At 54.5% G+C, this 19,724-nt stretch carries 23 protein-coding genes; 16 read left to right on the top strand and 7 right to left on the bottom strand.

Annotation, left to right across the window (positions count from 1 at the left end; genetic code table 11):
* Positions 1-55: 55 nt before the first annotated feature.
* The 6 genes from NQ842_RS07830 to hisP all read left to right on the top strand — a co-directional run bounded on the left by NQ842_RS07830 (position 56) and on the right by hisP (position 4,976).
* A complete protein-coding gene (locus tag NQ842_RS07830; protein WP_014832785.1) occupies positions 56-625 on the top strand; it encodes a UbiX family flavin prenyltransferase in 570 nt (189 codons plus the stop codon).
* Positions 626-915: 290 nt separating this feature from the next.
* Positions 916-1,698, top strand: coding sequence for a lysine/arginine/ornithine ABC transporter substrate-binding protein ArgT (argT, locus tag NQ842_RS07835; RefSeq protein WP_014832784.1), 783 nt, complete (start codon positions 916-918; stop codon positions 1,696-1,698).
* 226 nt (positions 1,699-1,924) lie between these two features.
* Entirely contained in the window at positions 1,925-2,707 is a 783-nt protein-coding gene (gene hisJ, locus NQ842_RS07840) for a histidine ABC transporter substrate-binding protein HisJ (RefSeq protein WP_014832783.1), read from the top strand.
* An 87-nt stretch (positions 2,708-2,794) separates the two neighbouring features.
* Positions 2,795-3,481, top strand: a complete 687-nt coding sequence (locus NQ842_RS07845) for a histidine ABC transporter permease HisQ (protein ID WP_014832782.1) — start codon at positions 2,795-2,797, stop codon at positions 3,479-3,481.
* On the top strand, positions 3,478-4,194 hold the full coding sequence (locus tag NQ842_RS07850; protein ID WP_008502590.1) for an ABC transporter permease: 717 nt from the start codon (positions 3,478-3,480) through the stop codon (positions 4,192-4,194). The genes NQ842_RS07845 and NQ842_RS07850 overlap by 4 nt, the downstream gene beginning before the upstream one ends.
* 8 nt (positions 4,195-4,202) lie before the next feature.
* Positions 4,203-4,976 (top strand): histidine ABC transporter ATP-binding protein HisP, encoded by a 774-nt coding sequence (gene hisP / locus NQ842_RS07855; protein ID WP_014832781.1) that lies wholly within the window; start codon positions 4,203-4,205, stop codon positions 4,974-4,976.
* A gap of 49 nt (positions 4,977-5,025) precedes the next feature.
* Here hisP and NQ842_RS07860 read toward each other — a convergent pair whose 3' ends face one another.
* The 4 genes from NQ842_RS07860 to yfcG all read right to left on the bottom strand — a co-directional run bounded on the left by NQ842_RS07860 (position 5,026) and on the right by yfcG (position 7,560).
* The gene (locus NQ842_RS07860; protein WP_014832780.1) at positions 5,026-5,535 is read right to left on the bottom strand and encodes a GNAT family N-acetyltransferase; all 510 of its coding nucleotides are present in this window, start codon (positions 5,533-5,535) and stop codon (positions 5,026-5,028) included.
* Between the two features lie 44 nt (positions 5,536-5,579).
* Positions 5,580-6,473 (bottom strand): TIGR01777 family oxidoreductase, encoded by an 894-nt coding sequence (locus tag NQ842_RS07865; protein ID WP_020690629.1) that lies wholly within the window; start codon positions 6,471-6,473, stop codon positions 5,580-5,582.
* A 13-nt stretch (positions 6,474-6,486) separates the two neighbouring features.
* On the bottom strand, positions 6,487-6,855 hold the full coding sequence (gene folX / locus NQ842_RS07870) for a dihydroneopterin triphosphate 2'-epimerase (RefSeq protein WP_046888274.1): 369 nt from the start codon (positions 6,853-6,855) through the stop codon (positions 6,487-6,489).
* Between the two features lie 75 nt (positions 6,856-6,930).
* The gene (gene yfcG / locus NQ842_RS07875; RefSeq protein ID WP_046888275.1) at positions 6,931-7,560 is read right to left on the bottom strand and encodes a GSH-dependent disulfide bond oxidoreductase; all 630 of its coding nucleotides are present in this window, start codon (positions 7,558-7,560) and stop codon (positions 6,931-6,933) included.
* Between the two features lie 140 nt (positions 7,561-7,700).
* Between yfcG and yfcF the strand changes: the two genes are divergently transcribed.
* From yfcF to yfcD, 3 genes are read left to right on the top strand one after another with little or no spacing between them, the layout of a single operon-like run.
* Positions 7,701-8,345, top strand: coding sequence for a glutathione transferase (gene yfcF / locus NQ842_RS07880; protein WP_014832776.1), 645 nt, complete (start codon positions 7,701-7,703; stop codon positions 8,343-8,345).
* A 56-nt stretch (positions 8,346-8,401) separates the two neighbouring features.
* Complete coding sequence (yfcE, locus tag NQ842_RS07885; protein WP_014832775.1) at positions 8,402-8,953, top strand: phosphodiesterase; 552 nt, start codon at positions 8,402-8,404, stop codon at positions 8,951-8,953.
* A 55-nt stretch (positions 8,954-9,008) separates the two neighbouring features.
* A complete protein-coding gene (gene yfcD, locus NQ842_RS07890) occupies positions 9,009-9,563 on the top strand; it encodes an NUDIX hydrolase YfcD (protein ID WP_014832774.1) in 555 nt (184 codons plus the stop codon).
* 3 nt (positions 9,564-9,566) lie between these two features.
* Here the strand turns inward: yfcD and NQ842_RS07895 are convergent, their stop codons facing one another.
* Positions 9,567-10,586, bottom strand: coding sequence for a LacI family DNA-binding transcriptional regulator (locus tag NQ842_RS07895; RefSeq protein WP_013098122.1), 1,020 nt, complete (start codon positions 10,584-10,586; stop codon positions 9,567-9,569).
* Between the two features lie 235 nt (positions 10,587-10,821).
* On the opposite strand from NQ842_RS07895, the gene NQ842_RS07900 reads away from it, so the two are divergent.
* From NQ842_RS07900 to NQ842_RS07920, 5 genes are all read left to right on the top strand, one after another.
* Complete coding sequence (locus NQ842_RS07900; protein WP_014832773.1) at positions 10,822-11,265, top strand: PTS sugar transporter subunit IIA; 444 nt, start codon at positions 10,822-10,824, stop codon at positions 11,263-11,265.
* Positions 11,266-11,345: 80 nt separating this feature from the next.
* A complete protein-coding gene (locus NQ842_RS07905; protein ID WP_014832772.1) occupies positions 11,346-11,618 on the top strand; it encodes a PTS sugar transporter subunit IIB in 273 nt (90 codons plus the stop codon).
* Between the two features lie 21 nt (positions 11,619-11,639).
* Positions 11,640-13,031 (top strand): PTS ascorbate transporter subunit IIC, encoded by a 1,392-nt coding sequence (locus NQ842_RS07910; protein WP_014832771.1) that lies wholly within the window; start codon positions 11,640-11,642, stop codon positions 13,029-13,031.
* Complete coding sequence (locus NQ842_RS07915; RefSeq protein WP_046888277.1) at positions 13,028-13,858, top strand: transketolase; 831 nt, start codon at positions 13,028-13,030, stop codon at positions 13,856-13,858. Before NQ842_RS07910 ends, NQ842_RS07915 begins: the two co-directional genes overlap by 4 nt.
* The gene (locus NQ842_RS07920; protein ID WP_014832769.1) at positions 13,851-14,804 is read left to right on the top strand and encodes a transketolase family protein; all 954 of its coding nucleotides are present in this window, start codon (positions 13,851-13,853) and stop codon (positions 14,802-14,804) included. The genes NQ842_RS07915 and NQ842_RS07920 overlap by 8 nt, the downstream gene beginning before the upstream one ends.
* Before the next feature lie 114 nt (positions 14,805-14,918).
* Here NQ842_RS07920 and pta read toward each other — a convergent pair whose 3' ends face one another.
* Complete coding sequence (gene pta, locus NQ842_RS07925; RefSeq protein ID WP_014832768.1) at positions 14,919-17,060, bottom strand: phosphate acetyltransferase; 2,142 nt, start codon at positions 17,058-17,060, stop codon at positions 14,919-14,921.
* Positions 17,061-17,136: 76 nt separating this feature from the next.
* Positions 17,137-18,339, bottom strand: a complete 1,203-nt coding sequence (ackA, locus tag NQ842_RS07930; protein WP_013098115.1) for an acetate kinase — start codon at positions 18,337-18,339, stop codon at positions 17,137-17,139.
* 336 nt (positions 18,340-18,675) lie between these two features.
* Between ackA and yfbV the strand changes: the two genes are divergently transcribed.
* Together yfbV and NQ842_RS07940 are read left to right on the top strand one after the other, a co-directional pair.
* Complete coding sequence (yfbV, locus tag NQ842_RS07935) at positions 18,676-19,131, top strand: terminus macrodomain insulation protein YfbV (protein ID WP_014832767.1); 456 nt, start codon at positions 18,676-18,678, stop codon at positions 19,129-19,131.
* A gap of 91 nt (positions 19,132-19,222) precedes the next feature.
* On the top strand, positions 19,223-19,717 hold the full coding sequence (locus NQ842_RS07940) for a YfbU family protein (protein ID WP_014832766.1): 495 nt from the start codon (positions 19,223-19,225) through the stop codon (positions 19,715-19,717).
* Positions 19,718-19,724: the final 7 nt, after the last annotated feature.

Raw genomic sequence — 19,724 nt, forward strand, 5'->3', positions numbered from 1 at the left:
CAACTCCCCGCAAAATCCTGCACAGTCTGCCCTGAAATCAGTAAGGGCAAAAATCATGAAACGACTCATTGTTGGGCTCAGCGGTGCCAGTGGCGCAATCTACGGCGTGCGTTTGTTACAGGTACTGCGTGACGTACCAGAAGTAGAAACCCATCTGGTGATGAGCCAGGCGGCGCGTCAGACTCTCTCCCTTGAAACCGATCTCTCTCTGCGCGATGTGCAGGCGCTGGCAAACGTTGTACACGATGCCCGCGATATCGCCGCCAGCATCTCCTCCGGCTCGTTTAAAACGGCTGGCATGGTTATATTGCCCTGTTCAATTAAAACCCTCTCCGGCATCGTTAACAGCTATACCGACACGCTGGTGACGCGTGCGGCGGACGTGGTGCTGAAGGAGCGTCGCCCTCTGGTGCTTTGCGTGCGGGAAACGCCGCTGCATCTGGGGCATCTGCGTTTAATGACGCAGGCCGCTGAACTGGGCGCGGTGATCATGCCGCCCGTGCCGGCGTTTTATCATCGCCCGACCTCGCTGGATGATGTGATTAATCAGACGGTTAACCGCGTGCTGGATCAGTTTGATATCGACCTGCCCGAAGACCTCTTCACCCGCTGGCAGGGTGCATGATTCTGTGCACAAACAGTGTGCATGAAAAGAGACGTTGCCCTGTTTCAGGGCAAAACTGCAACGGCGATCATATCCTCGACATTTAATTCGTTTTTTCCCTTTTTCTCTCTCCGGTTCGTTCGGCAGACCTGCTATCTTTCACCATTAAGGCAATATCGCAACGTTTTATTAACATATTTAACGTCGAATTTTTGACCAGACGGCAATGTGGCATAAGACCTGCAAGAGAAGCCTGTAACACAACACACAACACAATACATAATAAAATCACGGTACTTGAGGGTAAATGTATGAAGAAGACGGTTCTGGCTCTGTCTTTGCTGGTGGGGTTAAGTGCAGCAGCAGGTAGCTACGCAGCGCTTCCACAGACAGTGCGTATCGGTACAGACGCAACTTACGCGCCATTCTCCTCTAAAGATGCGAAAGGCGACTTTGTTGGGTTTGATATCGACCTGGGTAATGAGATGTGCAAACGCATTGCGGTGAAATGCACATGGGTGGGCAGCGACTTTGATGCGTTAATCCCGTCGCTGAAAGCCAAGAAAATCGACGCCATTATCTCTTCTCTCTCCATCACCGAAAAACGTCAGCAGGAGATTGCCTTCTCTGACAAGCTCTACGCCGCGGATTCCCGTCTGATTGCGGCAAAAGGCTCCCCCATTCAGCCAACCATTGAGTCCCTGAAAGGTAAGCATGTCGGCGTGCTGCAGGGGTCGACTCAGGAAGGGTATGCCAATGCAAACTGGCGTGAGAAGGGCGTGGACGTGGTGGCTTACCAGAACCAGGATCTGATTTACTCTGACCTGGCAGCCGGTCGTCTGGATGCGGCATTCCAGGATGAGGTTGCCGCGAGTGAAGGCTTCCTGAAGCAGCCGGCAGGCAAAGACTACGCCTTTGCTGGCCCGTCCGTGAAAGACAAAAAATACTTTGGTGACGGCACCGGTATTGGCTTGCGTAAAGATGATACCGAGCTGAAAGCCGCTTTCGACAAAGCGTTTGCAGAGCTGCGCAAAGACGGTACCTACGACAAACTGGCGAAGAAATACTTCGACTTCAACGTCTATGGTGATTGATGTTCGATGGCGATGCACCTGACTGGTGCATTGCGGGTGTGATTGATCCAATATGGTGCGTTTTGTGCACTGTATTGGATCGCTCTGTGCATACTTACGCATTTATAATGCAAAAATTCCCGTCTGAAAGGCATTAATCTTTGCCTGATGGCGTGGATTGATGGCACATTAGCACCACCCCGTCGTCGTAAAAATCACGTAAGAAGACAGTTTGTTGAGGACAGATATGAAAAAACTCGTGTTGTCGTTATCTCTGGTGCTGGCCTTTTCCAGCGCTACCGCGGCGTTCGCAGCCATTCCGCAGAAAATTCGTATTGGTACCGACCCTACCTATGCTCCGTTCGAATCAAAGAATTCGAAGGGTGAACTGGTCGGTTTTGACATCGATCTGGCTAATGAACTGTGCAAACGCATCAAAGCACAGTGTACCTACGTTGAGAACCCGCTGGATGCGCTGATCCCTTCGCTGAAAGCCAAAAAAATCGACATTATCATGTCCTCTCTTTCCATCACTGAAAAACGTCAGCAGGAGATTGCCTTCACCGACAAACTCTACGCGGCAGATTCTCGTCTGGTGGTGGCTAAATCGTCTGACATTCAGCCAACCCTCGAATCACTGAAGGGTAAACGCGTGGGCGTACTGCAGGGCACTACTCAGGAAACCTACGGTAATGAACACTGGGCACCGAAGGGGATTGAAATCGTCTCCTATCAGGGGCAGGAAAATATCTACGCTGACCTGACGGCAGGCCGTATCGACGCCGCTTTCCAGGATGAAGTCGCCGCGAGCGAAGGCTTCCTGAAGACGCCGGTAGGTAAAGATTACAAGTTTGGCGGTCCATCCATTAAGGATGTGAAGTTGTTTGGTGTCGGCACCGGTATGGGTCTGCGTAAAGAAGACAACGAGCTGCGCGAAGCACTGAACAAAGCATTTGCAGAAATGCGCGCTGACGGCACGTACGACAAACTGGCGAAAAAGTACTTCGATTTTAATGTTTACGGCGGCTAATCGCCCCGTCAAATAACGTGCGGCCCCTCCCACTCAGGGAGGGGAAAAGACACGGTCCACCACTCACGATACGACAGGGCTCGCGGTATGCTGTACGGATTTTCTGGCGTTATTTTACAGGGCGCGCTTGTTACCCTTGAGCTGGCTATCAGCTCCGTGGTGCTGGCGGTGCTGATAGGTCTGGCAGGCGCAGGGGCGAAGCTTTCGGCTAATAAACCGCTGGCGCTGATTTTTGAAGGCTATACCACGCTGATTCGCGGTGTTCCTGACCTGGTACTGATGCTGCTCATCTTTTACGGGCTGCAGATCGCGCTGAACAGCGTGACGGACGCCATGGGGATGGGACAAATCGATATCGACCCGATGGTGGCCGGTATTATTACCCTCGGTTTTATCTACGGCGCGTACTTCACCGAAACCTTCCGCGGCGCTTATATGGCGGTCCCGAAAGGGCACATAGAAGCGGCCACCGCATTTGGTTTTACCTCCTCTCAGACGTTTCGTCGGATCATGTTCCCGGCCATGATGCGCTACGCGCTTCCGGGCATTGGCAACAACTGGCAGGTTATCCTGAAGGCCACGGCGCTGGTCTCTCTGCTGGGTCTGGAAGATGTGGTGAAGGCCACGCAGCTTGCCGGTAAAAGTACCTGGGAGCCGTTCTACTTTGCGGTGGTGTGTGGCGTGATCTATCTGGTCTTTACGACCGTCTCCAATGGTGTGCTGCTTCTGCTCGAACGTCGCTACTCCGTGGGTGTGAAGAGGGCTGACCTGTGATTGAGATTATTCAGGAATACTGGAAATCGCTGCTGTGGACGGACGGCTATCGCTTCACCGGCGTGGCCATTACGCTGTGGCTGCTGATCTCCTCGGTGGTAATGGGTGGCATTCTGGCGGTGTTCCTTGCCATTGGCCGCGTGTCGAACAATAAATTCATCCAGTTCCCGATCTGGCTGTTTACCTATGTGTTTCGCGGTACACCGCTGTACGTACAGCTGCTGGTGTTCTATTCGGGCATGTACACGCTGGAGATTGTGAAAGGCACCGAGATGCTGAATGCCTTCTTCCGCAGCGGCCTGAACTGTACAGTACTGGCGTTGACGCTTAACACCTGCGCCTATACCACCGAGATTTTCGCCGGGGCCATTCGCTCTGTGCCTTACGGGGAAATTGAAGCGGCGCGCGCGTATGGCTTCTCGTCGGTGAAACTGTACCGCTGTATTATTCTGCCGTCGGCGCTGCGTATCGCGCTGCCAGCCTACAGTAACGAAGTGATTTTAATGCTCCACTCCACCGCGCTGGCCTTTACCGCCACGGTGCCGGACCTGCTTAAAATCGCCCGCGACATTAACTCCGCGACCTATCAGCCGTTTACCGCGTTTGGCATTGCGGCAGTGCTCTATTTGATTATTTCATACGTCCTGATTAGCCTGTTCCGTAAGGCGGAAAAACGCTGGTTACAGCATATAAAACCCTCTTCGACGCACTGAGAATGATGATGGCTGAGAACAAATTAAACGTAATTGATTTGCACAAACGCTACGGCGAACATGAAGTGCTGAAAGGGGTGTCGCTGCAGGCAAATGCAGGCGACGTGATCAGTATTATCGGCTCATCCGGCTCAGGTAAAAGCACGTTCCTGCGCTGCATCAACTTCCTTGAAAAGCCGAGTGAAGGCTCGATTGTGGTCAGTGGGCAGAACATCAATCTGGTGCGGGATAAAGACGGCCAGTTGAAGGTGGCAGATAAGAATCAGCTGCGTCTGCTCCGTACGCGCCTGACGATGGTGTTCCAGCACTTCAACCTCTGGAGCCATATGACGGTGCTGGAGAACGTAATGGAAGCGCCGGTTCAGGTGCTGGGGTTAAGCAAGCATGAAGCCCGCGAACGCGCGGTGAAATATCTGGCGAAAGTGGGGATTGATGAACGCCAGCAGATGAAGTACCCGGTGCATCTCTCCGGTGGTCAGCAGCAACGTGTCTCTATCGCCCGTGCACTGGCAATGGAGCCTGAGGTGCTGCTGTTCGACGAACCGACCTCCGCGCTGGACCCGGAACTCGTTGGCGAAGTGCTGCGCATCATGCAGAAGCTGGCCGAAGAGGGCAAAACGATGGTGGTGGTGACGCACGAGATGGGCTTTGCCCGTAACGTCTCGAACCACGTGATCTTCCTGCATCAGGGGAAAATCGAGGAGCAGGGGCACCCTGATGAGGTACTGGCGAATCCGCAAAGTCCGCGTTTGCAGCAGTTCCTGAAGGGGTCGTTGAAGTAGGTTTTGCCTTTCTTCCCTCTCCCTGTGGGAGAGGGCTGGGGTGAGGGCATCAGACCGCACCGCACTCCAGCCGATACACCCAGTCGTCATACCGTACGCCGTCAATCTCGTACGCCTTCTCCAGCACCTGCGTTCGCATAAAGCCCGCTTTCTCCAGTACCCGCACCGACCCGCCGTTGTCCGCCAGCACGTAGGCGTTAATCGCTTTCACGCCGGTCTGGTTAAATGCATATTCACATACCGCGCGCAGCGCCTCACTGGCGATACCTTTCCCCTGTGCAGCAGGCACAACCGTATAGCCAATATCAGCCTCTTCACGATTCTCTGGGCTGATCTGCAGACCGATATCGCCCAGCGGCGTGTCATCATCACGAAAACGAATCACAAAAACGTGCGCCGCCGTTAAGCGCGCAGCAAATACGCGCCGGGTCTCTTTTTCCGGCGCGATGGCGGCCATGTAACGCATGATATTGCGATCTTCCCGCAGCGAGCGGAAGAAGGCCCAGTCAGTGGGTTCGAACGGGGTGAGGTGCAGACGGGGTGTGGTGATGGTTGCCATTGTTACGCCATTTCATCGGGACATGGCGTACAAATGTAACATATTCATCCCACCACATCCCCCAGAGCCTCTTCTAAGTCATACCAGCGAAACGCAAACCCGGCCGCTTCCAGGCGTTTAGGCAGCGCGCGCTGTCCGCCCAGCACCAGCACCGACGCTTCACCCATCATCAGGCGAATCACCGTCGCAGGCACGCGTAAAATCGCCGGGCGATGCAGAGCATGGCCCAGAGCGTGAGCAAACTGCTCATTTCGCACCGGGTACGGCGCAACCATATTGAACGGCCCACGTAGATCGTTATCCAGCAGCCAGAGAATACCGTTGACCATATCGTCGATGTGGATCCACGCCAGATACTGACGGCCATTGCCGATGGGGCCACCCAGTCCGAGCCGGAACGGAGGAAGCATCTTCGCCAGAATGCCGCCTTTCGGTGCGAGCACCACGCCGGTGCGCAGCAGGCACACGCGGGTAGTATCGCTCTGCGCCGCACAGGCAATGCGTTCCCACTGGGCGCAGAGCTTATGGGTAAACTCGTTGTGCGGCGGCTCTTCTTCGGTCACGACCACCTCACCGAGGTCCCCGTAATAGCCTACCGCAGAGCCAGAAATCAGTACCGATGGCGGGGTATGACTGTTACGGATGAGCTCGACCAGCTTTTCGGTGATGTTCCAGCGGCTGCTGCACAACAGCTGTTTTTGCTCTTCCGTCCAGCGTTTGTCGGCGATGGGTTCACCGGCCAGGTTGATGACGGCGTCAAAGCCGTCCAGATTCTGCCGGTCAGCCAGATTTTTCCAGATGTCGATACCGGCACCCAGCACCTGACGCGCTTTCTCAGGGCTGCGCGTCACCACGGTAATGTCGTGATGTAACGCCTGCAGGCGCGCAATGAGATGACGGCCAATCAGGCCTGTACCGCCGGTCAGCAGAATCTTCATACAACCTCCAGGTTTACGCCTGGCGCTGCCAGCTTAACGTCATGGAGACGGAATCGGCGTAACGCAGGGCGTGAAGTTTATCGATCTCTACTTCAGCATAAGTGACCCAGTGATGTTCGCGTGCGATGTCGAGCACATCCTGAGTTAATTTTTCCAGCAGAGAGAAGCGGTTATTTTCCACGTACTGGATGATGCTTTTGGTAATCGTGCGATAGTTCAGCGCGTCATTGATGTCTTCACTGCCACGCGCCTTGTCTGCCGGATAGTGGATAATCACATTAATGACGATATCCTGACGGTTGGCGATCTCCTCGTCTTTGATACCGATAAACGTGCGTAAGCGTAAATTTTTTATACGAATAATAGCGTCATGCTGCGACATTGCAGGTCTTCTCCGTGTCAGTATTTCCTCCTCATAATACATGAGAGCCTGACAGGCGCCCAATCGGGCGCAGGCCTAAATCTCGTGCATTTTTTTCATTGCACGCTCGGTCGCCGGGCGGGTACGGATGCGCTCAAACCAGTTGTTGACTGCCGGATAAGACGCTAAATCAATGCGGTGGCGTTCATGGGTATTCACCCACGGCCAGCAGGCGATATCGGCGATACTGTAGTGATCGCCGCCGAGCCACGGCGTTTTCTCCAGCCGGTGGTTCAACACACCGTACAGGCGCTGCGTCTCTACCTGATAGCGCTCTATGGCATAAGGGATAGGCTGAGGAGCGTAAGCGGTAAAGTGGTGGTTCTGCCCCAGCATCGGCCCCAGGCCGCTTGCCTGCCAGAACAGCCACTGCAGCGTGTGGTGACGTTCGCGCAGTTCACCGCTCAGCAGTTTGCCGGTTTTCTCCGCCAGATAGAGCAAAATCTCCCCGGATTCAAACAGGCTCAACGGTTTGCCGCCATCGGCTGGCAGGTTATCGATGATGGCCGGGATTTTATTGTTTGGTGAGATGGCCAGAAAGAGAGGCCGGAACTGATCGCCTTTGCTGATATCCACGCGAATGATCCTGTAATCCAGCTCGGCTTCTTCAAGAAAGAGGGTGATCTTATGGCCGTTTGGAGTAGGGGCATAGTAAAGGTCGATCATTCTCAACTCCTGTCAGTGTGAAGTGTAATGCCATGACCAATGAGTATAGGTGGTTGTTGTAAATCGTGAGTTTTCATCAAGTGACAGCGACGCAAAGAGAATATATGTTGAGTGAATACCGATCAGCCGATGAGGATGTTATGAACCAGCCTGTAATCACGTTGTGGTCCGATGCCCAATTCTTTTCACCCTATGTCATGAGCGTGTACGTGGCGCTGGCGGAAAAAGGGCTGTCATTTAGCCTGAAGACCGTTGATCTGGACGGCGGTGAACACCTGAAACCCCAGTGGCAGGGTTACGATCTGACGCGGCGCGTGCCGGTACTGGACATTGATGGTTTCGCCCTGAGCGAATCGTCGGCAATCGATGAATACCTGGAAGATCGGTTCGCGCCACCAGAGTGGGAGCGTATTTATCCTCACGATCTGCAAAAGCGGGCCCGGGCACGGCAAATCCAGGCGTGGCTACGCAGCGATTTGGTGCCGATTCGCGTTGAACGCTCCACGGATGTGGTATTTGCGGGTGTGAAAAAGCCCACCCTGAGTACTGAGGGGGCGCTGAGCGCGCAAAAGCTGATTGACACCGCCACCTCGCTGCTGGCCCACGGTAACCCAAACCTGTTTGGCGAGTGGTGTATTGCCGATACGGACCTTGCGCTGATGCTGAACCGCTTGATCCTCAACGGCGATGCGGTGCCCCAGCTGCTGGTGGATTATGCCACTTTCCAGTGGCAACGTGCGTCGGTGCAGCGCTATGTGGCACTCTCCGCTAAGCGCGTCGGCTGATAAGCCCTGGCGCTTAAGGTATGATAAGGGCAGTCTGTTTTTCTGAGGAGTGACTGATGAAACTGATGTTTGCGTCGGATATCCATGGATCGCTGCCCGCGACCGAGCGCGTTCTTTCCCTGTTTGCACAAAGTGGGGCGCAGTGGCTGGTTATTCTGGGTGACGTGTTGAACCATGGCCCACGTAACGCATTGCCGGAAGGCTATGCCCCTGCGCAGGTGGCGGAAAAACTCAACCCGTATGCCTCGCGCATTATCGCCGTGCGCGGTAACTGCGACAGCGAAGTGGACCAGATGCTGCTGCACTTCCCCATGACCGCTCCGTGGCAACAGGTGCTGCTGGAAAAATGCCGCCTGTTCCTCACCCATGGGCATCTTTTTAGCCCGGATAATCTCCCGGCGCTGGCCGCTGGCGATGTCCTGGTTTACGGTCATACTCATATTCCGGTAGCAGAAAAACGCGGGGAGATTTATCACTTCAATCCCGGTTCGGTCAGCATCCCGAAAGGCGGATACCCGGCGAGCTATGGCATGCTTGATGAGAATACGTTAAGCGTTATCGCACTTAATGATCAGCAAGTTATTGCACAGGTAGCGATTAATCCGTAAGTTACACCTCAACTGTAAACGCGCCGTAAGAGCGCTTAGACGAGAAGGTTTCCCGATGGTGGAGCAGAGTCATTTGGCAAGTACAGAGTGGGTTGACATTGTCAACGAAGAGAATGAAGTGATCGCGCAGGCCAGCCGCGAACAAATGCGCGCTGAACGCCTGCGTCATCGTGCGACGTACATTGTTGTTCATGACGGCATGGGCAAAATTTTGGTTCAACGCCGCACGGACACCAAAGATTTTCTCCCTGGTATGCTGGATGCCACTGCGGGCGGTGTCGTTCAGGCGGATGAGGTCCTTCTGGATTCCGCACGCCGTGAAGCGGAAGAAGAGTTAGGCATTGCGGGCGTACCGTTTGCCGAACATGGGCAGTTCTATTTCGAAGACGAACATTGCCGCGTCTGGGGCGGGCTGTTTAGCTGCGTTTCCCACGGCCCGTTCGCCCTGCAGGAAGAAGAAGTGAGCGAAGTGAGCTGGATGACGCCGGAAGAGATCACCGCGCGTTGTGACGAGTTCACGCCGGATTCGTTAAAAGCGCTGGCGCTGTGGATGACCCGCAACGCCAAAAACGAATCGACCAAATCCGAGAAAGAAGAAGAGTCTGAATAAGCCTTAGCAGCTCTCCCTCAGACACAGACTGGATGCGATGGGTTTCTGATCGCGCCAGTCTCCGTCATTCAGACGTTCCAGTAATGCACGTCCCGCTTCAATACCAATCTTACGATGGGGCACTGCCATCGTCGTCAGCGGCGGCTGACAGACACGGCTGACGTCGCTGTCGCCAAACCCGACCACGGCCAGATCGTCCGGCACCTTGATACGCCTGCGCTGGCATTCGTACAGCGCGCCACAGGCCAGTTCATCTGAGACGCAAACCAGTGCATCCAGCTCCGGCCACGCCAGCAGAAATTCAGGAAGTTGTGCGGCCCCCGTCGAAAAACTCGGCGGCATGGCGGCATTTATCACCCGGTTAGGCGACATATGGTGGCGCAGCATCGCTTTGTACCAGCCCTGCAAATGCTGCTGGAATATCCACTGCTCCTGGTTGGCACACAGCAGGCCGATGTTCTGGTAGCCGCGTTTAATAACCATTTCCGTGAGTTCATACATGGCCGCGACGTTATCAATCCCGATGTTCATATCAATGGGATCGGCGCGCATGGCCCCCATTTCCATGACCGGAATCGAGGCGTTCTTCAGCCAGTGGCGCACGGTGTCAGTATGTTCAACGCTAAGCAAAATCGCGGCGGCGATATTCGACGCCAGCAGCGTTTCCAGTAATTTCTCTTCCTGTTCAAGACGATGCTGGGATTCGGCCAGCATGATCTGATATCCGGCAGGCTGCAGCACCTGCTGGAGTCCGGCGAACATTTCTGAACAACCGGCTTCGGAAAGATTGGGAACGACCATCGCGATGGTCCATGACGAGGCCGAAGCCAGCGCGCTGGCAGCAAGGTTGGGCATATAGCCTAACTCTTGTACCGCGGCTTCTATTTTTTCTCGCAGTTTATCGGAAACCTGTTCAGGCGTGCGGAGAGCACGGGACACGGTCATTGTGCCCACACCGGCAAGCTGTGCGACATCGGCAAGTGTCACTTTACCGGTACTGCGTCGTTTTCGGGTTAGAGACATACACCTTCCTGCTGACAGGACGCCACTCATTTCATCCTTCGCTTCACGTGACAGGCAGTATACGCCTTAAATCCCTTTTTTTGCTGTGATTTCGCGCCAGGATGTCAATTTGATAGCGCTATCACACTTCTGAATGTTAGATCTTGGTAGCGCTATCTTTGTGATCCCGATCGCAGTCAATTCGTTATGCGTTGAATAAAGTTTGCTCATCTTTAGCGCAGTGTCGGGAGGGAAAATGCTGAAAAAGTGGATATATGATACAACCATCACGCTGCAGGATAGCGTTGAGAGTTGGCCGCAGGCGCTGGAGATGTGCGCGAAACCGTTGCTGGAGCTGCAGGTCATTGCGCCGGAGTACGTGACGGCCATCATTGAGCAGCACCATACTTTAGGACCCTATTATGTGCTGGCACCAGGGCTGGCCATGCCGCATGCGCGGCCGGAAGAGGGGGCGAAAGGACTGGGCCTCTCATTATTAAAACTCAGGAAGGGCGTTTCATTCGGTGCGGGCGAATTCGATCCTGTTGATGTGATCGTCATGCTGGCGGCACCGGATAAACATAGCCATATCGAAATGATCTCCGCGCTGGCCGAATTATTCTCAAGCGATGAGGACATGGCTGAATTACATCAGGCGAATACCCTGGAGGAAATAAAAACGGTAATCGACCGCTTCTGATTTAATTATTTAATCCGACTTGTCACAACATTACGCGCAAGCGTGATGGGACATACTCTACGCAAAAAAAGGGGACAACAATGAAAATCATGGCTATTTGCGGTTCTGGCCTGGGCAGTAGTTTTATGGTCGAAATGAATATTAAAAAAGTGCTCAAGAAGCTGGATATTGACGCCGAGGTTGAGCACTCCGATCTCTCATCAGCCACGCCCGGTGCGGCCGACCTGTTCGTGATGGCGAAAGATATTGCCGCCAGCGCCAGCGTGCCGGAAAGCCAGCTGGTGGTGATCAACAACATCATCGATATCAACGAACTCGAAGCGCAGCTGCGCGCTTGGTTCGAAAGACAATAACCCTGATAAGGCGAGGTGGATATGTTTATCCTTGAAACGCTGAATTTCGTTGTTGATATTTTAAAAGTCCCGTCAGTACTGGTGGGATTAATTGCCTTAATTGGTCTGGTTGCGCAGAAAAAAGCATTTTCTGATGTCGTAAAAGGCACAATTAAAACGATTCTTGGTTTTATTGTTCTGGGCGGCGGCGCCACGGTGCTGGTGGGGTCGTTAAATCCGTTAGGCGGTATGTTTGAACACGCCTTTAATATCCAGGGCATTATTCCCAATAATGAAGCGATTGTTTCCATTGCCCTGGAAAAATACGGTGCTTCGACCGCGCTGATTATGGCGTTCGGCATGGTGGCAAATATCATCGTCGCCCGCTTTACCCGACTGAAGTACATCTTCCTGACCGGGCATCACACGTTCTATATGGCGTGCATGATTGGGGTGATCCTCACGGTTGCGGGCTTTGAAGGGGTAGGGCTGGTCTTTACGGGGTCGCTGATCCTCGGGCTGGTCATGGCCTTCTTCCCGGCGATTGCGCAGCGCTATATGAAGCGCATTACCGGCAACGATGATATTGCTTTCGGCCACTTCGGCACCCTGGGCTATGTGCTGTCCGGCTGGATTGGCAGCAAGGTCGGCAAAGGTTCACGTTCAACCGAAGAGATGAACCTGCCGAAGAACCTGAGCTTCCTGCGCGACAGTTCGATATCCATCTCTCTGACCATGATGATTATCTACCTGATCATGGCGGTGAGCGCCGGGCGTGAGTACGTCGAGGCGACCTTCAGCGGCGGTCAGAACTACCTGGTCTACGCCATTATCATGGCAATCACCTTCGCCGCAGGGGTGTTCATCATCCTGCAGGGCGTACGTTTAATTCTGGCAGAAATCGTCCCGGCCTTTACCGGTTTCTCCGAAAAACTGGTGCCCAATGCGCGTCCGGCCCTGGATTGCCCGGTGGTCTATCCGTATGCGCCCAACGCGGTGCTGATTGGCTTCCTGTTCAGCTTCCTCGGGGGGATTGTGGGGTTAATTATCTGCGGCCAGTTTAACTGGGTGCTGATCCTGCCAGGCGTGGTGCCGCACTTCTTCACCGGCGCAACCGCGGGCGTGTTTGGTAACGCCACCGGTGGACGTCGCGGGGCAATGATTGGCGCTTTTGCCAACGGGCTTTTAATCACCTTCCTGCCGGTGCTGCTGCTGCCTGTGCTGGGAGCCATTGGCTTTGCCAACACCACGTTCTCGGACGCTGACTTCGGCGCCGTCGGGATTGTGCTTGGCAACCTGGCGCGCTTCCTGTCACCGCTGGCCATCACCGGGCTTGTCGTTGCGTTGTTCGCGCTACTGGTGGCGTACAACGTGTTCGCGAAAAACAAATCTGCGGGTGGTAATGCGCAGGAAAACACCGGAGCCAAATCATGAATGAGAATGAGATAACCGAACTGGCGCGTCAAATTCGACTCGAGACCCTGAAATCGCTGACGCAGCTGGGATTTGGTCACTACGGCGGCAGTATGTCGGTCGTCGAAACCCTGGCTGTACTGTACGGCGCGGTAATGAAAATTGACCCGGCAGACCCGGACTGGCCTGAACGAGACGACTTTGTCCTGTCGAAGGGTCATGCGGGACCAGCCCTGTACAGTACGCTGGCGATTAAAGGCTATTTCCCGATGGAAGAGCTGAGCACGCTTAACCAGAACGGAACGCGCCTGCCAAGCCATCCGGACCGGCTAAAAACACGCGGTGTGGATGCCACGACCGGTTCGCTTGGCCAGGGGATCTCCATCGCGGGCGGCATGGCGCTGTCGCACAAGCTGGCCGGGCGGTCAAATCGGGTCTTTTGCATCGTCGGTGACGGCGAGCTGAACGAAGGTCAGTGCTGGGAAGCGTTCCAGTTTATTGCCCACCATCGTCTGAACAACCTGACGGTATTTGTGGACTGGAATAAGCAGCAACTTGATGGCGAACTGGATGAGATCATCTGCGCGTTTGACCTGGAAGGGAAATTCCGCGCCTTTGGTTTTGACGTGGTGACGGTGAAAGGAGATGACATACCGGCACTGCTGAAGGTCACTGCACCGGTTCCGCCAGCGGATGCGCGTCCGCGTGTGGTGATCCTCGACAGCATCAAAGGACAGGGGGTGGCGTATCTGGAACAGCTGGGTAACTCGCACCACCTGCGATTGACAGCAGAGAGCAAAGCGGCCCTCAACGAGGCGATCCGTCAGCTGGAGATAAGTCATGATTAAGGTTGCACCTGCAGGACAGAGAGATGCCATTGAAATGCGTAAGGTCTACGCCGGTTTTGTGGCGAAACAGATTGAGGCCGGGAGCGAGATTATCGCCCTGGAGGCGGATCTGATGAGCTCCATGGCGATGGATGGCGTGGCACGTGATTATCCGCAGCACGTGATCAACTGCGGCATTATGGAGGCCAACGTGATCGGTACCGCGGCAGGGCTGTCGCTCACCGGCCGTAAGCCGTTTGTCCACACCTTTACCGCGTTTGCCAGCCGTCGCTGCTTCGACCAGCTGTTTATGTCCCTCGACTACCAGCGCAATAACGTGAAGGTCATTGCTTCGGATGCGGGCGTGACGGCCTGCCATAACGGCGGCACGCACATGTCGTTTGAGGATATGGGTATTGTGCGTGGCCTGGCGCATTCGGTGGTGCTGGAGGTGACCGATGCGGTGATGTTTGAAGACATACTGCGTCAGCTTATCGACCTCGACGGGTTCTACTGGGTGCGTACTATCCGTAAACAGGCGCCGAGCGTGTATGCCCCGGGTTCAACGTTTACCATCGGCAAAGGCAATGTGCTGCGCGAAGGAAGCGACATTACCCTGATTGCCAACGGCATTATGGTGGCCGAAGCGCTGGAAGCGGCTCGTCAGCTTGAGCAGGAGGGCGTTAGCGCAGCAGTGATAGACATGTTTACCCTGAAACCCATCGACCGAATGCTGGTGAAAAACTACGCCGAGAAAACCGGGCGGATCGTGACCTGCGAAAACCACAGCATTCACAACGGGCTGGGCTCGGCGGTGGCGGAAGTGCTGGTGGAGACCTGCCCGGTACCGATGCGTCGCGTGGGCGTGAAAGAGCGTTACGGCCAGGTAGGGACGCAGGAGTTCCTGCAGAAGGAGTATGGCCTGACGGCACACGACATTGTATCGGCGGCGCGGGAGCTGCTGTAAATAAAAAAGGCGACCCGTGAGTGGTCGCCTTTTTGTTGCCCGGTGGCGCTAGCGCTTGCCGGGCCTACGGTCCTGTAGGCCGGATAAGCGAAGCGCCATCCGGCAAGACCTTATTTACTGCTGCTGTGAAGACTGGATCGCGGTCAATGCGATGGTGTAGACGATATCGTCTACCAGCGCGCCACGGGACAGGTCGTTCACAGGTTTGCGCATACCCTGCAGCATTGGCCCGATGGAAATCAGGTCGGCAGAACGCTGTACCGCTTTGTAGGTGGTGTTACCGGTGTTCAGATCCGGGAAGATGAACACGGTAGCGCGACCTGCAACCGGAGAGTTAGGCGCTTTGGATTTCGCAACATCAGCCATTACGGCGGCATCGTACTGCAGCGGGCCGTCGATCATCAGATCAGGACGTTTTTCCTGTGCAATACGGGTCGCTTCACGCACTTTCTCTACATCGCTACCTGCACCAGAGGTGCCGGTGGAGTAGGAGAGCATCGCGACGCGCGGTTCGATACCGAAGGCAATCGCGGAGTCCGCAGACTGAATCGCGATCTCAGCCAGCTGCTCTGCAGTTGGATCCGGGTTGATCGCACAGTCGCCGTAAACGTAAACCTGTTCAGGCAGCAGCATGAAGAACACGGAGGAAACCAGAGAGCTGCCTGGAGCCGTTTTGATCAGCTGCAGCGGTGGACGGATGGTATTCGCGGTAGTGTGAACCGCACCGGACACCAGGCCGTCAACTTCGTCCTGTTCCAGCATCAGCGTACCCAGTACCACGTTGTCTTCCAGCTGCTCACGCGCAACGGCTTCGGTCATGCCCTTGCTCTTACGCAGTTCAACCAGACGAGCAACATAACTTTCGCGAACCACGTCTGGATCAACGATTTCGATGCCAGCGCCCAGCTCAACGCCCTGAGACGCCGCAACGCGGTTGATCTCATCCGGGTTACCCAGCAGCACACAGGTTGCGATGCCGCGCTCTGCACAGATGGCAGCCGCTTTCACGGTACGTGGTTCATCGCCTTCTGGCAGAACAACACGTTTGCCCGCTTTACGCGCCAGCTCGGTCAGCTGGTAACGGAAGGCCGGAGGAGACAGACGACGGCTGCGCTCGGAGGTTGCGGTCAGGGATTCGATCCAGTCAGCGTTGATGTAGCTTGCAACGTATTCCTGAACTTTCTCGATACGCTCATGGTCATCAACCGGCACTTCCAGGTTGAAGCTCTGCAGGCTCAGGGAGGTCTGCCAGGTGTTGGTGTTGACCATGAATACCGGCAGGCCAGTCGCGAACGCGCGTTCGCACAGCTTGCTGACGCGTGGATCCATCTCGTAAGCACCGGTCAGCAGGATAGCGCCGATTTCAACGCCATTCATCGCGGCCAGGCAGGCAGCAACCAGCACGTCTGGACGGTCTGCGGAGGTCACCAGCAGGGAACCTGCACGGAAGTGTTCCAGCATGTGTGGAATGCTACGTGCGCAGAAGGTCACGGATTTCACGCGGCGGGTATTGATGTCGCCTTCGTTGATCACGGTTGCGTTCAGGTGACGCGCCATATCGATGGCACGGGTGGCAATCAGATCGAAGCTCCACGGCACCGCGCCCAGAACCGGCAGCGGGCTGGATTCCTGCAGTTTAGCCGGGTCAACTTTAATGACTTTCGCTTTGGAAGAGTCGTCGAAGATCTCGGACAGGTCAGGACGCGTACGGCCCTGCTCATCCACAGGCGCATTCAGTTTGTTAACAATTACGCCCGTAATGTTGGTGTTTTTTGTACCACCGAAGCTGCTGCGGGTCAGTTCGATACGCTCTTTCAGCTGCTCTGGGGTATCTGTGCCCTGAGACATCACAAAGACGATCTCGGCGTTCAGGGTTTTTGCAATTTCGAAGTTCAGCGACTGGGCAAACTGGTGTTTGCGGGTCGGAACCAGGCCTTCAACCAGCACCACTTCCGCGTCTTTTGTATTGGCGTGGTAGTTGGCGATGATCTCTTCCATTAGCACGTCTTTCTGGTTGCTGGAGAGCAGAGATTCAACGTGGTTCATCTTCAGCGGTTCAGCCGCTGGCAGATTGGAGTTCTTACGAACGATGGTGGTGGTCTGGTCTGGCGCATCGCCACCGGCACGTGGCTGGGCGATTGGCTTAAAGACGCTCAGACGAACGCCTTTGCGTTCCATAGCACGGATCACGCCAAGGCTGACGCTGGTCAGGCCGACGCTGGTTCCGGTAGGGATCAGCATAATAGTACGGGACACGGTTTATCCTCTTTCGTTACCGCCTGATTATGGCGGGTGACAAAACAGCACCGCCAGCAGAGCTGGCGGTGTGGAATCAGGCAGTCAGACGGTGCGCGTCTTGCGCGATGACCAGCTCTTCGTTTGTTGGGATAACGAGAGCAGGGCGGGTGCCTTCTTTGTTGATGAAGCCAGACTTGCCGAAGCGGGCAGCCAGGTTACGCTCGTGATCAACCTCGAAGCCCAGAACGCCCAGTTTGCCCAGGGACAGTTCGCGAACCATTGCCGCGTTCTCACCGATACCACCGGTGAAGACAACCGCGTCCAGACGGCCATCCATCAGCGCAGTGTAAGAGCCGATGTATTTCGCCAGACGGTGGCAGTAAACGTCCATTGCACGTTTAGCGTCTTCTTTCTCTGCGTAGTTGTCTTCAACGTAACGGCAGTCGCTGGTGACTTCGGTCAGACCCAGCAGGCCAGACTCTTTGGTCAGCATTTTGTTGATCTGGTCAACGCTCATGCCCAGGGTGTCGTGCAGGTGGAAGATGATCGCCGGGTCGATGTCACCGGAACGGGTACCCATCACCAGACCTTCCAGCGGGGTCAGACCCATGGAGGTATCAACACATTTACCGTTGCGGATAGCAGAAACAGAACCACCGTTGCCCAGGTGGCAGGTGATGATGTTCACTTCTTCAACCGGTTTGTTCAGCACTTTTGCCGCTTCCTGAGTCACATAGAAGTGGCTGGTGCCGTGTGCGCCGTAGCGACGAACACCGTGCTCTTTGTAAAGGCTGTACGGCAGGGCATAGAGGTAAGACTCTTCCGGCATGGTCTGATGGAACGCGGTGTCGAACACGGCCACGTTTTTATCTTTCAGATTCGGGAAGGATTTCAGTGCTTCAGCGATACCGATCAGGTGCGCCGGGTTGTGCAGCGGAGCAAAAGAGGCTGAGTCTTTGATGCCCTGGATAACAGAGTCGTCGATCACGACGGAGCTGGTGTATTTCTCGCCACCATGGACGATACGGTGACCAATCGCAGTCAGCTGAGCAGACAGTTCTGGTTTTTGTGCCAGAATAGTGTTAACGATAAAGTTCAGCGCTTCACTGTGAGCGGCGCCTGCACCTAAAGCCGCTTCTTGTTTGCTGCCGTCCATCTTCCACTTGATACGTGCTTCAGGCAGATGGAAACATTCGGCCAAACCAGAGAGGTACTCGTCACCATTGAGCGCATCGATGATGGCGAATTTCAGTGAGGAGCTACCGCAGTTCAGAACCAGTACTAACTTACTCGACATGGAAGTACCTATTATTGATACGTGGCTAAAAAAACGTCAAAGAGTCTAAAAGCGTAACGCATGCTGACCCAGACATTTATGATTAACATCATGCCAAACGAACATTCTGGCATGATGGAAGAAATATCTATGATTTTATGCCATTTTGAACATTTTTCAGACAATGGCATAATATGCGATAATTTGACGAGTTAACGATTCTCGTCTATGGCCCTATCAGGCTGGCACAGGATACCCGATACGGGGTAGTGATGACAAAATATTTTGAACGTTGTCATAGCTTGTTGTGGTTTTGCACGAAAATTTTAATTTTTATATGTGAAGTTGAGGTATGCCATGTCGACACCTGAGATCCCGTCCGTAAGTTTTTTTAGTCTGTTTCGTCGGGGACAGCATTACGCGAAGACGTGGCCGATGGAAAAACGCCTTGCGCCCATGTTCATTGAGAATCGCACAATTCGCGCCACGCGCTATGCGATTCGTTTTATGCCACCTGTCGCCATCTTTACCCTGTGCTGGCAAATTGCGCTGGGCGGACAGCTCGGCCCTGCCGTCGCGACGGCGCTTTTTGCGTTAAGCCTGCCGATGCAGGGGCTGTGGTGGTTAGGTAAACGTTCTGTTACGCCACTCCCGCCTTCTATTTTACACTGGTTTTATGATGTTCGCGGGAAACTGGAAGAAGCCGGTCAGGCGCTCGCTCCGGTTGAAGGCAAGCCAGATTATCAGGCGCTGGCTGACACGCTTAAGCGAGCTTTTAAGCAACTTGATAAAACATTCCTCGATGATTTGTGATTGATCATCGAAACGACGAATAAAAGAAGGCACAGTAACACACCGTTACCGTGTCTTTTTTTTAAGTGCCATGCGCTACAGGAGTCGAAAGATGGAAATGACCCATGCTCAACGTCTGATTTTGTCTAACCAGTACAAGATGATGACTATGCTTGATCCCGATAACGCTGAGCGCTACAGCCGCCTGCAGACCATCGTCGAACGCGGTTTTGGTTTGCAGATGCGCGAACTGGATCGTGATTTTGGCGAGCTGAAAGAAGAAACCTGCCGCATCGTGATCGACATTATGGAGATGTACCACGCCCTGCATGTGTCATGGACTAATCTCAAAGATCAGCAGTCCATTGACGAGCGCCGGGTCACTTTCTTAGGCTTTGATGCCGCGACGGAAGCGCGTTATCTCAGCTATGTCCGTTTTATGGTGAATACAGAAGGGCGCTATACGCACTTTGATGCGGGCACCCACGGCTTTAACGCGCAGACCCCCATGTGGGAAAAGTATCAGCGCATGCTGAGCGCATGGCACGCCTGCCCGCGCCAGTACCACTTAAGCAGCAACGAAATTCAACAAATCATTAATGCCTGACGGAGGT

It is taken from the genome of Enterobacter cloacae complex sp. R_G8 (assembly GCF_024599795.1).
GTDB classification, from domain to species: domain Bacteria; phylum Pseudomonadota; class Gammaproteobacteria; order Enterobacterales; family Enterobacteriaceae; genus Enterobacter; species Enterobacter dissolvens.